The following is a 13,678-nucleotide window of genomic DNA, read 5'->3' as shown; positions in this document are numbered from 1 at the left end:
AGGGATATTACAAGTGCAATCGATTGTTATTTCAATTTATGGCCTATTTTTGTTTCATAACAATCTATTGTGTATAAACTATCCATCGCTTTTTTAACTGCTGTTTTGCTAATTGGTAATGCAAACGCTCAAACTAATAAACCTGTAACCGACACTGTTCGCAGGTTAAAAGAGGTAACTATAAAAGGTTATCTTTCTGAACAGCCTTTGCTTAGTTCTCCTGCCTCGGTTAGTGTAATTGGTTCTTCGGAACTAAAGCTACAGCCCGACAACTCATTTATCCCGGCACTTAATACCGTGCCGGGGATAAGAGCCGAAGAGCGTTCACCCGGAAGTTACAGGCTTTCGGTGCGGGGAAGTTTACTACGCTCGCCTTTCGGGGTACGTAATATTAAAGTTTACTATGATGAAATACCGCTTACCGACGCGGGCGGCAATACTTATTTAAACGCGCTTGATTTTAACTCCATCAGAAGTATCGAGATACTAAAAGGCCCCGATGGCAGCCTGTTTGGCGCCAATACAGGCGGTGTAGTCATATTCAATCCTTTTTCCAATATCGATAGCAATTCGGCTACTGTTGGCATCACCACCGGCTCGTATGGCTTATTCCACGAAAACGTAACCGTGCAAAATCAAACAGGTAAGAACCAACTGGGTGTAAATCAAGCCTATCAAAGCTATGGTGGGTACCGGGAGCATAGTTACATGTACCGCCATTTTGTGAACATTAATGATAAACTTACCTACGGGCAGAATAATAATGAGCTGAGAGCACTGGCCTTTTACAGTGATTTAAACTACCAAACGCCCGGCGGCTTAACACTTGCTCAAATGGAAGTCAACCCGCGAGCAGCAAGACCTGCCACGCCTGCTATTGGCGGTGCGATAAGTCAGCAGATCGAGATCAGGCAAAAAATGTATTTCGGCGGTTTGGTTAACGAATGGCACATTAACAACCGCTTTAAAAATGTAGCTACAGTATTTGGTAACCATGTTGATTTTGCCAATCCGTTTATTACCAATTACGAGCGCCGAGACGAGGACACTTATGGCCTGCGTACCTATTTTGAGTACAGTGCGGTACCACAGGCTAATTTCGACTGGCACCTGAACCTGGGCGTAGAATGGCAACAAACCAATTCAGACATTAGTAATTACGACAACAACAGTGGCGAGCGTGGCGACAGGCAAGCGATTGACAAACTGAACACCAACCAGCATTTTATATTTACCCGCTATGCGGCTACTATTTATAAAAAGCTTCAGCTTGAGGCGGCTTTAAGCGTAAATTACTTCAAATTCCGCTTTAAGAATATTTATCCGTTTAACGAAGCAGGCTTTTCAGACAAAGACTTTGACGCACAACTAATGCCGCGGTTGGCGCTTTCATATCTTATCACTGACAATTTCACCTGGCGCGCGTCGATAAGCCGGGGATATTCATCGCCTACCAATTTAGAAATTCGGCCAAGCAGTAACATCGTAAATACCATGCTTAACCCGCAGTTCGGCTGGAATTATGAAACCGGTTTCCGCTGGCGCACACAGGATGGCAAAACATGGGTAGATGTATCAGCATTTTATTATAAGCTGCGCAACGCCATTGTCGCCCGCAAACAAGCAGATGAAACCGAATACTATGTTAACGCCGGGGGCACAACCCAGCCGGGAGTTGAAGTAGAGTTTAATAGTTGGCTATATAGCAACGGAACAGGGGTTATTAACGGAGTAAAGTTTAACACCGCCTATACTTTCAGCAAATTTAAGTTTGATGATTATGCCGACGCAGCCAACAATTACTCCGGTAATAAGCTTACCGGTACACCGCAGCGTGTGGTGGTTAGTAATGTGCAGATACTATTCCAGCGGAACCTTTACCTGTTTGTGCAGCATAATTTTACAGGCGCAATCCCGCTTAATGATGCCAATACCGTTTATGCAGCAAAATATCACTTGCTGCAGGCGCGTGCCGGCTGGCAGCATACATTCGGCAAAACAAAGCTTGAGCTTTTTGCCGGTGCTGATAATATCCTTAACCAAAAATACAGCTTAGGTAACGACTTAAACGCTATTGGTAACCGCTATTTTAATCCGGCTCCGTTACGGAATTATAGTGTGGGGATGAACCTTGGTTTATAAAGTGAAAAGTAAATATCATTTCGACGAGGTTTGAGGAGAACTCTTCTGCAATATGCATTTGCAGTCATTCACTTTCAAAAGATTTCTCACTGTCGTTCGAATGACAGGATGGATGGCCCTATCCGGCATTTATCATTCAAATTAGTGTTCGACATACAAATGCTCCCCCTTCAGGAAGGCCGGAGGGGCTTTACACCGCAAACTTCACCCAGCCATTTCCTTCGTAACCAAAGATGAATTGCTTAGGGTTGATGATTTCGGCCAGTATTTCTACCGAATCAACAATCCGCGGACCCGGGCGGTTAAAATACTGGTTACCATCGGCAATGTACAGGCGGTTATTTTTTACGGCTTTTAAGTCGGCAAAGCTGGTTTGCTGCAACAGCAGCCCCATTTCGCGCATGGTTCGCTCAATACCGAAACCGCAGGGCATCACCACAATAATGTCGGGATTAGCAGCAACAATATCGTCCCAATTAACGTAAGGGGAATGTTTTCCTGTTACAGCTAAAACAGGCTCACCGCCTGCAAGGCTTACCAGTTCGGGCACCCAGTTGCCTGATATCATCAGCGGTTCCAGCCACTCAATACATGCAACGGTTGGCTTGGTTTCAATAAACTTTAGCTTATGCCTGATGATGTCAATGCGCTCCTGCAGGTCTTCAACTAATTGTTCGCCTTGCTGTGATACATTTAAGGCTGTAGCGACACCTTTGATATAATTCAGAATGTCATCAAGACTGTTTGGCTGCAGCGAAATGATTTTCACCGGTTTGTCAAGGTAGTCTGTTAAAGCCTGCTCTACTTCGGGTAATGACACCGCGCATACATCACATTGTGCCTGCGTGATTACCACATCGGTCTGCAATTCTTTAATCACCTCACGATTTACAGAATACACCGATAAGGCATCGGCCAGTATTTCTTTTACCTTTTTATCGATATCCGCGCTGCTCAGGCCATCGGGTATATGCGCTTCGGTACAAACCGGCAGTTGCTTCACTTCTTCAGGAAAATCGCACTCATGCGAACGGCCAACGAGGGTGTGTTGAAGACCTAAAGCACAAACAATTTCGGTAGCTGACGGAAGAAGGGAAACGATTTTAAGATCGGACATTTGAAGCAAATTAGCCTGCAAATATAAGTTTTCCTAAGGCTAATATGTCCGGTTGATTTCCTCTTTAACTTCAGCCATCTCATAATCGTCCAGTTTTACTTTAGCATTTAATGGCTCAAATAACTCGTGTGGGAATTTTGTTATTGCGATAAGCAAAAACTTGCTTAATGTTTGATATTTGAATTTGTCTTTGGTTGTAAGAGTTTTGTTAAACAAGCTTAACGTTTTTTCATTAGGGTACTGTGCCAATGCTTGATACAACGCCCTCCACTTAGGGTAACTGTAAGACTTCCTACTCCACTCTTCTTCAAAAGAAGCTGTTAAGTACGAATAAAATTCGGGGGCGGGAAATGCAATAGCAGCACTTATAGCATACCCTTCACATCCTTCTTTTTTAAACGCTTTTTTAATAATCTCAACATCAGCAGTATCACGATATTTTGCCAGGGCTTCTATAGCTATCGGGTAATCGGCAGATAAAGCGAGTTCCTTAATACGATGATAATAACGCTGTTCGGGCTTAATTTTATTTAGCAGTTCCCATTTCGCATATAAATTGATTGAATCATTAAAAAGCAAAATACTATCAACCGCATATCTTTGTCGTCCTGATACAGCGGCGTTAGAATAGAAAAAATCGCCAACTTTTTGTGAACTTCCTAAACACCCTATTAATGTAGAAACTTTTGAAGTGTCTGTTAAATGATTTAACAGTATAGTATAAACAGCAGTATCTAAACTCAGTGAAAGAGCATAAAAAGCATAACATCTCACTACCGGGTTTTCATGTCCTGTAAGTGCCCGTAATTCTACCGGTGATGCTTGCTCACGCAATTTTTCAAATCTATCCCATTGTGCGGGGCGGGTACCGGCATAACCTACTGCCCGGCTCATCCATCTGTTTTCCTTAGCTATCTCTTTAGCTAATTTACTTATATCAGGCCTTAACTGTACATTATTCCCAGTAGTTTGCGCATAGCAAGAAAGCGATAAAAATAGTAGAAAAAGAAAATATCCTATCCTTTTCATACTACCTTTTCATCTCGATAAGTATAGCGCGTAAAAGTTCGTTGGCGTGCTGCGAGCCGATGATGTACAAAAGCCCGTCACGGTCGGTAAGGTGAATGGCGTCTTTGCCGCCGGCATAAAAACGTATGGTACCACGGGTGTGCAGGTTATACACCGGGTTGTTAAACAGGTAACGGCTGTAAGTGCCTTTTTCAGCCTTTACAATGCTGTTCAGATCGATCTTTACAAGCCGGGTAGTCCACAGGCCATCCAGATAAACACTTTTATTTTGCACCCTGGTACGAAAGTGCAGCAAAAAGCCCATGATGATGGAAATGATGATGATACCGAAGCCAACTACAATCAGCAGATCGCCGTTACGGTTGCCCCAGCCGGTAACAAAATAAGCAGCAAAGCACGATAACGCCAGCACCAAACGTATGGTAAGTGGGATAAATTCCCTGCCTAGGTACTGCTTTTCTACAAAAACCGGTTTGTCGCTCATATCAGTTTAAACAATTCGAATATAGTAACTTTTTTAGTGTCGGCGGTTACTTTATATCTTTCATCCGGGCGGTATCCGCCTATCCACACAATATCACCATTGCCGTTTACAAGCAGAGGTATATTATCTTTTTTATGCAAAGGCACTTTCTGATTAATAAAAAAATCGCTCAGTTTTTTCTTCATTTTCATGCCCAGCGGGTAAAAAAAATCACTTTGCTGCCAGGTGCGTACGGTAAGCGGGTAAATCAACTTATCTGCATCAACAGAAACCGCCAACGGATTATCTTTCACAATAAGCGGCGAATTATCATGCAGGATATTCAGCTTGTAGCCATCAATATCCGCTTCGATATCGTACTCGTTTATCAAAACTTCGACGAGGGGTGCCTTTTCTTTTTTGGCAAGGATAAAGTTTCCTCGGTCGAGCACCAGTTTATAGTCTGCCGATTCAAAAACCTTCCCCGGTTGGGCGTCAAGGGAGGCGAGTATATCATCCACTAATGACTCGGTAAAGCTGTATTCTTTTAAAACAGTAAACAGCAGCAGGCGCTGGGGTTGAAGTTTCTTTATATCATCAATTGGAAGATGTATCTCATCATGCTGATGAACAAATAACTTTTCTTTCACCTCATCTGCCTTTTGCTGAAGCAATGTTTCAAGTTCCCTGAAATGCCTCAGGTTATTCTCAAACGTATTTTCAAGATTAGGGTTAAGCTCTTTAAGTTTCGGAATGACCTCGTGGCGCAGTTTGTTCCGTGCATATTTAACCGAACTGTTCGAGCTGTCTTCCACATAAGCTAAATTTTTCTGCTGAATAAACCCCGCTATCTCATACCTGTCTAAAAACAACAGAGGCCGCACCAGGAAGCCGTTTTTAGGCAAAATGCCATGCAGGCCGGCAATGCCGGTTCCGCGGGTAAGGTTTAACAATATTGTTTCAATAGTGTCGTTCTTGTGGTGGCCAAGCGCAATGGCACTGTAGCCATGCTGCTGCCTTACCTGCTCAAACCATGCATACCTTAACTCCCTCGCAGCCATCTGGATGGATATCTTATTTTCGTCGGCATACCGGCTTGTGTTGAAATTAACGGTATGAAAGGAAACATTAAGCTGCCGGGCAAGGTTATTGCAAAACTGCTGGTCGGCGTCGGCTTCATCGCCGCGCAGGCTGAAGTTGCAGTGTGCTATGCCAAACGTGTATCCCGCGGCTTTAAACAGGTTGGCAAGCAGTACCGAATCCATGCCTCCGCTAACGGCAACAAGTATGCTGTCGGCGGGTTGAAAAAGGTTGTGCTGCTCAATAAATTGAATAAAGCTATTAACGGGGAGCATACATCAAAATTATTAATTTAATAAGCCCCGCAAAAAACTAATTTTGCCAACGTGAAGAAATGCCTTTTAAGTTTGTGTTTACTGCTGACAGTTATTGCTGCCATGGCGCAGCAAAAGCAGTCGAAAGTGCGGCTTATCCGTTCGGACAGGAGCGAGGGCATAAAACGCGGCGGTAAAGACGTAGTAAAGGTGTTCAATGGAACCTTTCAGCAGGATTACTCCATATTGCGGTCAGACAGCGCTTACTTTTACCCGCAGGATAACATGTTCGACGCTTTTGGCAACGTAAACATACAGCAAGGCGATACTATTAATGTTTATGCTGATAAACTAAACTACAACGGCAACACCAAAACGGCTATCCTGACCAACAATGTGCGCATGGTTGATAAGGATGCAACGCTGACTACCGATTACCTTACCTACAACACGGCATCTAAAATAGGCACCTATACCGGCGGCGGTAAACTGGTTAATAAAGACAATACGCTAACCAGTAAGAACGGCTACTACTTTGCCAACTCACGTGATGCGTATTTCAGGTATGATGTTAACCTGAATACACCAGATGCGTTAGTAAAAACCGATACGATGCGATATAACACTACGTCACGCATCTCATACTTTTACGGCCCGACAAATATTTACGGCAAGGCCAAAGACAAAGACACCCTGTACACCGAGAACGGCTTGTACAATACAATTACAGAACAGGCTTTCTTTGGTAAAAAGAATTTATATAAGCAGGGCACCAAATCACTTAAAGGCGATAGCTTGTTTTACGACAGGCTGAAAGGATATGGCCGCGCGGTTAAAAACATCACTTTTGAAGACAAGGAACAAAAAGTAGTGTTGAAGGGCGACCTGGGCACCTACTATAAAAAGGACGAGCGCACAGTAGTAACCCAAAACGCTTATGTGGTGCTGGTGACAGAAGAAAAAGATTCCACTTCAACCGACAGCACGACAAAAAAAGCACCATTATTAAAAACAGACACCCTGAAAGCCGACAGCCTGAAAATGCCTGCTTTTGATACGGTGAAGAATACTGTGAAAGCGGTTATTCCCTCAGCTAAACAGCCCCTGCCGGCTGATATAGTAAAAAAAGCCACATCTTCGGCGGTAATAAATAAACCTGCAGGTACACCGGGTGCAGTAAATAAAAAGCCAACCACCGCAACAACGACGGGTAAAAAACCTACAGTTACCCCGCCCAAAAAGCCGAGTACCAAAAACAACGGCAAAATTCCGCCGAATAAAACTGTTTACAGGATAAATGAGAAAGGCGAGCGTGTTAAAGTTGATTCGGTGTATATGAGCGCCGATACGCTGGAAACGCAAATAATGACGTACAAAAATCTGAAGATACTTCAGGAAAAGCGCCGTACAGCCAACGTCCGTGATACTGCTTCGCGCGCCACGGAAAAGAAATCGATAGTATATAAAACCGCGCCGAAAGTTTTGGAAGGTGTGCCGTATAAGATTTTCTGGGATACTACTTACCTGCACCGCGATTTCTTTGGTTTTTTACCTGCGCCTAAGGTTGACAGCGCGACCATTAAAAAGGTTGCACAGGACTCAGTTAAAAAGAAAACTGCTGCCGATAGTTCAGCCAGATTGGGTAATAAACCGGGCAGGGTAGATTCGGTTTACCTTACAACCAAAGTTAAGCTTAGCGATACCAGCCGCGTAAGGCTAATTAGCGCATATCATGATGCAAAGATTTTTAAATCTGACCTGCAGGCAAAAGCCGATTCGATGTTCTACAGCAACGCCGATTCAACCATACGCTGCTACATTAAACCAATGATGTGGACGCAGGGTTCGCAGCTATCGGGCGATACCATAAACCTCCAGATGAAGAATAAGAAGCTGGACAATATGGATATCTATCTTAATTCCTTCATTGTAAATGTCGAGCAGAACGATTCCACGCACTTTAACCAGGTGGGCGGCAAAAAAATGAGAGGCTTTTTCCGTGAAAGCCGGCTCGAACTAATGTATGTGGACGGCAATGCCGAGAGTATTTACTTCTCCAGGGATAGTACAACGAAAAAGATCAGTGGTATGGAACGATCACTCAGTAGCCGTATGCGCATCCGGATGAAAAGCAACAAGGTTACAAACCTTACTTTCCTGTCGAAACCTGATATAAAATACGGCCCTCTTGGTAAGTTTACCGAGGATGAACGGATACTTAAAGGCTTTATATGGAAGCCCAAGGAACGACCGGTTTCAAAAGAAGTTATCATCAATTCGGCACGGCGAAAAGCTGCCAACCGGATAGCTGCGCAGGCTGAAGCCGCTGCCGAAGCTAAGAAAAAAGCCGCAGCTGCCGCAGCCGAGAAATTAAAGCAGGACACATCTACCGCTAAAGGCAAACCTGCATCAGCCACAAACAATCCGCCGGCTGTTATGCAGCAGGTTACCCCGGGTAAAAAGCAGGGGGCAGCTAAGGATTCGGTTATTAATGTTGTACCGTCAAACTCGGCTGATGTAAACCGCAACCGCGTAGCTGATGGAACGTTAAATACAGCTCCGGTAATAATGCCCGCTGTTCCACCGGTACGTGATACTACACGCAACAAACCACCTGACGGCAATTCGCCAGCGCCACGTGATAGCGTTACTCAGTAAAAACCACTTATTTACAAGAATTTAAAATAAATTCTTTAAGTGAATGAATATTCATTTATTTTTGATGCATGATAGTAATAACACATGCGTAACAGGGATGCTGATAAGCAGCAACTGGTAAAACAAAAAGCAATTGAGCTTTTGGTAAAAGATGGCTTTGAGGGCTTTAGTGTCAATAAACTGGCAAAAGCCTGTGGTATTTCGGTAGCTACAATATACATCTATTATAAAGATAAGGACGACCTGATAGTGCAGGTGGCCATTGAGGAAGCGACACGGCTTACCAATGAGATACTGGCAGATTTCAATCCGGAATTACCTTTTGCCGAAGGCATCCGCCAGCAATGGCGCAGCCGCACCAAACAACTGCTTGAGAACCCGATGAGTGCCGTGTTTTTTGAACAGCTGCGTTCGTCAACTTACCAGGACAAAGTACACGGCTCGATAGTAAGCCAGTTTAAAGACGCAATGGGCAAGTTTATGCATAATGCCATTGAGCGTGGCGAAATAGACCCTCTTCCGCTTGAAGTATACTGGTCTGTAGCTTATGCGCCTATGTACAACCTGATACGCTTTCATAATGAGGGAAAAAGTATAGCAGGCAGGAATTTTAAGTTAACCGAAGAAATAATGTCACAAACGTGCGAACTGGTGATAAAAGCGCTTAAGAAGACACCTGCTTAGTAACAACAATAAATGAAAACAACCTATGACCGACCAACCAACCGAACCAAACAACGTACTGGTATTTAAAACCAGCATATTAACCGAAGCCGACAGGCATAATGTCACTTGCGTGCTTGATGAACATGAAAGCATTGAGCAATGGCATGTTGACCTTGATGATTGTGATAAAGTGCTTCGTGTTGTTACCAATGGGCTAAGCGCACCGTATATCATTGAACTGGTTAACCAGAAAGGTTACCTGTGTGTTGAACTACTTTAATTTTTATACTAATGACACCTGAACAAAACACAACTAAACCGTTCACTTCTTACCAGGTTTTGCTGATAGCGTTACTTGCGCTGCTGCAGTTTACCGTGGTATTGGATTTTATGGTATTGTCTCCTCTTGGAGACATCCTGATGAAATCATTAAATATCTCAACCGCCCAGTTTGGCTGGGTGGTATCATCATATGCGTTCAGCGCCGGTGCATCAGGCCTTATGGCGGCCGGCTTTGCCGATAAATTTGACCGTAAAAGGCTGTTGTTGTTCTTTTATACCGGCTTTATTATTGGTACACTAAGCTGCGCTTTGGCTAATAATTTCTGGACGCTGCTTGCCGCACGCACAGTTACCGGCCTGTTCGGCGGAGTTATCGGCGCGATATCGCTGGCTATTGTTACCGATGTGTTTGAAATAAACCAACGCGGAAGGGTAATGGGCGTAGTGCAAATGGGCTTTGCTGCGAGCCAAATACTGGGTATTCCGATAGCGCTTTACTTTTCAAACATTTGGGGATGGCACGCGCCGTTCCTGATGATTGTGGTTTTGGCAGTAGTTATTGGTACTGTTGTGTTGTTGAAAATGCAATCTATTACCGGTCACCTGAAACTGCAAACCGACAAATCAGCATTTTTACACCTGTGGCATGCGCTTACTAATAAAAGCCATCAGCTGGGTTTCCTGGCAACAGCTTTACTATCAGTTGGCGGCTTTATGATGATGCCTTTCGGCAGCGCGTATCTTATCAACAATATCAAGATATCACAAGAGCAATTACTTAGTGTGTTCTTTTTCAGCGGGATGGGATCAATCGTTATCATGCCATTGATTGGCAAGCTGAGCGATAAATACGATAAGTTTACGCTGTTTGCCGTAGGTTCGGTAATTGCCGCTATCATGATCGTGATCTATACCCACCTGCCGCCCATACCGCTATGGGAAGTGGTTGTAATTAACATGATCATGTTTATGGGTATCATGGGTCGCATTATTCCGTCAACCGCGCTTACTACTGCGATACCCGATATGGCCAATCGTGGGGCATTCATGAGTGTAAACGCCTCATTGCAGCAAATGGCGGGCGGTATTGCCGCCATAGCCGCCGGACTTATTGTAACACAACCTAATAAGTTTGGTCCGCTGCAACATTATGATATTTTGGGTTACGTAGTGTGCGCCGCTATAGCAATATGTCTGTACCTGGTTTACAAAGTGAGCCAGATGGTTAAAGCAAAAGCTGCCAAGCCGGTTAACCTGTCGCCCGTTGAAAGTTACGATAACCTGAATGAAGTAATTTAAAGTTTACCACTACCATGGGGCCGCTTTGTGCGGCTACCCATTGGTTAGTAGTGTAAAAAAATATAGTTTAATTTATTTGGAAGGTACAAGTGTTATTGAAGCAGGGGTAGGTTCCGGCCCTGCTCTACCCGAGATTCAAAGCGTTTAGCCTGTATCTTATCATATTCTTTCACATAATCAGGGTTTTCGGTTTTCATCAGCCTGTCCCATAAACGGAAATATAAGCCGTAGTTACCTCTGAACTTGCTGTGATGCAGATTGTGATACACAGATGAATTGAATATTTCAAACAATATCGAATTACGGAACCTTCGCGGCGCTATCTCATAACCCAGGTGTCCGTAAACGTTGATGATAAATCCGAACAGGATAAATAAAGCAATAGTAAGCTTATGTACCGGTAATACCAGCACAATGATTAGCAGTACTAAACCTTCGGCTACGGCCTCGAGTATATGAAATGAATAAGCTGCCCATGGTGACGGCGTCGTTGATTTATGATGCACAAGATGCGCGTATTTAAACACAGCAGGATGGTGCAAAACCCTGTGCATCCAGTAAAAATATGTATCGTGGATGATCAGGCTTATGGCAAGGCTGAGCGGTACATACCACCAGTCGGCCGTAGTAAGCTGGTGATATACTTTTGTATAACCTTTAGCTGATAGAAAAAGTGCGAATACACCAACGCCTGCCAGTATAAAGCTTGTCTGTACAGAATGCCCTATCTCACGTAAAAAATCTTTCTTTTGCGCATATCGTGTCTGTATTTTATTCTTGAATGCCCGCGCCGGCTTAAATACGTAGTATAGAATGAAAAATACGCCGGCTATAATAAAATACCGTGCCAGTGTAAGGCTAAGTAGTTTAAAATATACTGCTGACAACTGTTCCATTAGTGTGGTATGCTTGTACAGCAAATTTACCACGAGGGCTCCGCTTAAAAATTAACAAAGGATAATTAATGCTTAACTGAGGCAATCCGCTTGCGGATTCGACTTAATGACACCGGCGTAACACCCAGCATAGTGGCTATGTATTTATCCGGAACACGGTTGATAAGATTTGGTTTGTCTTTAATAAGTTTGACATAGCGCTCTTCTGGACTAAGCAGCACGAATGCCTCAACACGTGCCAGCGAATCGCCAAGCATATTTAAGAGGATAACATTCCGTGCTTCAGCAAAACCAGGATGCTTTTCAAATATCTTTTGTGCCTCATCATAATTGATCTCAAAAAGAATAGTGCCTTCAACAGCCTGGTAATTATATTTTGACGTATTGCGATGGATCACATAATCGTGCGAAGCAAAAAACTGATCTTCCCAACGCATAATAACGGTTATTTCGTCGCCGTTAGGCTTAACTGTATAAGCGCGTATCAGCCCTTTTTGTATGTAAGCAAGTTTGCTGTATTGTGATCCTTCCAGAACAAATACCTCGCCTGCCCGCAAGCGGCGCATTTTAAATAAGCCAAACAAGCGCACAACATCGTTAAAGCTTAATTCTTTAAATAAGCTTACAAACTGCTTTATTTTCTCAGGGTCGATCATCGGAGCTTAATGACTGCTTCAAATATATTTTAATATCCAAACAAATAAGCTATAAATGCTATTGATACGGTAGAATATGAGCGATTTAAGAAACAGACCGACAGGCAAAACCGACGACGAACTTTCGTTTGCGCACAAGGTGTGGATAGTAGTGGGCATACTTGCCCTATCAGTTTGCCTGATATTGATATTACGAGTTGCTTTTAACGTACTGCTGATGGTGTTTGCCGGTACGCTGATAGCTGTGTTTTTTAACGGCTTAGGCGACCTTATACAACGTCTTACAAAATGGCGCCGCAGGTGGTGTATGTTGGTAGCGGTGCCCGGTACTTTCTTACTTATGGGATTACTTTTCTGGTTTATGGGTAATACTATACAGGCACAGGTGCAAGCGCTAAAAGGTGACTTTCCAAAAATGATAGCCGCCGCTCAAACAAAGCTCAGCCAGACAGAGTGGGGTTCAAAAGCGCTCGAAAATATACAAGGGTACGATACATCGAAGCTGATGAGTACAGCGCAAAGCTTTTTTAGTACCAGCTTTGGCGTAATTGGCGATTTATATATTATTCTTTTCCTGGGAATATTTTTTACGGTAAGCCCCTCGCTTTACAAGAATGGCATTATAAAACTTGTCCCACCGGGTGGCAAAGAAATGGCCAAAGGAGTTATAAACAGACTTAGTCTTGTACTAAAAGGATGGTTGAAAGGTATGCTGCTGGCTATGTGTCTTATCGCTACTTTGTCTTTTATAGGGCTGAGTATTTTAGGAATACCAATGGCACTTACACTGGCCTTGCTTGCAGGCTTGCTCAACTTCATTCCGAATTTTGGTCCGTTAATGGCGATGATACCCGCGGTATTACTCGGTTTAGTAGACAGCACCAACACAGCTATTATTGTAGCTGTTATGTACATCCTGATTCAAATACTCGAAAGTAATATTATTACGCCGATGGTACAAAAGCGCATGATAGACCTTCCGCCCGCGTTAACCATCATCAGCCAGGTATTAATGGGTACTTTATCAGGTGTATTGGGTATATTATTAGCCACCCCAATACTTGCAACCGTTATTGTACTGGTTGACGAACTTTATGTAAAACGGCAAAAAGAGAGCAGGTTTGATCTTGATTGAA

General features: G+C 43.5%; 12 protein-coding genes. 6 read left to right on the top strand and 6 right to left on the bottom strand.

Going from position 1 to position 13,678, the window contains the following annotated elements; translation table 11 throughout:
- Window positions 1-69 precede the first annotated feature (69 nt).
- On the top strand, window positions 70-2,142 hold the full coding sequence (locus tag EOD41_RS06010) for a TonB-dependent receptor (RefSeq protein ID WP_164849893.1): 2,073 nt from the start codon (window positions 70-72) through the stop codon (window positions 2,140-2,142).
- Window positions 2,143-2,332: 190 nt separating this feature from the next.
- Here EOD41_RS06010 and EOD41_RS06005 read toward each other — a convergent pair whose 3' ends face one another.
- Genes EOD41_RS06005 through tilS form a run of 4 tightly spaced genes read right to left on the bottom strand, consistent with a single transcriptional unit; the run spans window position 2,333 to window position 6,106 of the window.
- Window positions 2,333-3,259: a cobalamin-binding protein gene (locus EOD41_RS06005; RefSeq protein ID WP_127703893.1), complete on the bottom strand. Its 927-nt coding sequence runs from the start codon at window positions 3,257-3,259 to the stop codon at window positions 2,333-2,335.
- A 39-nt stretch (window positions 3,260-3,298) separates the two neighbouring features.
- Window positions 3,299-4,288: a hypothetical protein gene (locus tag EOD41_RS06000; RefSeq protein ID WP_127703892.1), complete on the bottom strand. Its 990-nt coding sequence runs from the start codon at window positions 4,286-4,288 to the stop codon at window positions 3,299-3,301.
- 1 nt (window position 4,289) lies between these two features.
- The gene (locus tag EOD41_RS05995) at window positions 4,290-4,772 is read right to left on the bottom strand and encodes a hypothetical protein (protein ID WP_127703891.1); all 483 of its coding nucleotides are present in this window, start codon (window positions 4,770-4,772) and stop codon (window positions 4,290-4,292) included.
- A complete protein-coding gene (tilS, locus tag EOD41_RS05990; protein WP_127703890.1) occupies window positions 4,769-6,106 on the bottom strand; it encodes a tRNA lysidine(34) synthetase TilS in 1,338 nt (445 codons plus the stop codon). Before tilS ends, EOD41_RS05995 begins: the two co-directional genes overlap by 4 nt.
- 51 nt (window positions 6,107-6,157) lie before the next feature.
- On the opposite strand from tilS, the gene EOD41_RS05985 reads away from it, so the two are divergent.
- From EOD41_RS05985 to EOD41_RS05970, 4 genes are all read left to right on the top strand, one after another.
- Window positions 6,158-8,743 (top strand): OstA-like protein, encoded by a 2,586-nt coding sequence (locus EOD41_RS05985; RefSeq protein WP_240663208.1) that lies wholly within the window; start codon window positions 6,158-6,160, stop codon window positions 8,741-8,743.
- Window positions 8,744-8,827: 84 nt separating this feature from the next.
- On the top strand, window positions 8,828-9,427 hold the full coding sequence (locus tag EOD41_RS05980; RefSeq protein WP_127703889.1) for a TetR/AcrR family transcriptional regulator: 600 nt from the start codon (window positions 8,828-8,830) through the stop codon (window positions 9,425-9,427).
- Window positions 9,428-9,452: 25 nt separating this feature from the next.
- Window positions 9,453-9,689, top strand: coding sequence for a hypothetical protein (locus EOD41_RS05975; protein ID WP_127703888.1), 237 nt, complete (start codon window positions 9,453-9,455; stop codon window positions 9,687-9,689).
- An 11-nt stretch (window positions 9,690-9,700) separates the two neighbouring features.
- On the top strand, window positions 9,701-10,990 hold the full coding sequence (locus tag EOD41_RS05970) for an MFS transporter (protein WP_127703887.1): 1,290 nt from the start codon (window positions 9,701-9,703) through the stop codon (window positions 10,988-10,990).
- A gap of 92 nt (window positions 10,991-11,082) precedes the next feature.
- Here the strand turns inward: EOD41_RS05970 and EOD41_RS05965 are convergent, their stop codons facing one another.
- Together EOD41_RS05965 and EOD41_RS05960 are read right to left on the bottom strand one after the other, a co-directional pair.
- Entirely contained in the window at window positions 11,083-11,886 is an 804-nt protein-coding gene (locus EOD41_RS05965) for a sterol desaturase family protein (protein WP_127703886.1), read from the bottom strand.
- 65 nt (window positions 11,887-11,951) lie between these two features.
- Complete coding sequence (locus EOD41_RS05960; protein ID WP_127703885.1) at window positions 11,952-12,542, bottom strand: Crp/Fnr family transcriptional regulator; 591 nt, start codon at window positions 12,540-12,542, stop codon at window positions 11,952-11,954.
- 76 nt (window positions 12,543-12,618) lie between these two features.
- Between EOD41_RS05960 and EOD41_RS05955 the strand changes: the two genes are divergently transcribed.
- Window positions 12,619-13,677, top strand: coding sequence for an AI-2E family transporter (locus tag EOD41_RS05955; RefSeq protein WP_127703884.1), 1,059 nt, complete (start codon window positions 12,619-12,621; stop codon window positions 13,675-13,677).
- The last annotated feature ends 1 nt before the right edge of the window (window position 13,678 follow it).

It is taken from the genome of Mucilaginibacter limnophilus (assembly GCF_004005815.1).
Lineage (GTDB): Bacteria > Bacteroidota > Bacteroidia > Sphingobacteriales > Sphingobacteriaceae > Mucilaginibacter > Mucilaginibacter limnophilus.
The sequence above is the reverse complement of the archived record's forward strand: the minus strand, read 5'-3'. Positions and strand labels throughout refer to the sequence as shown.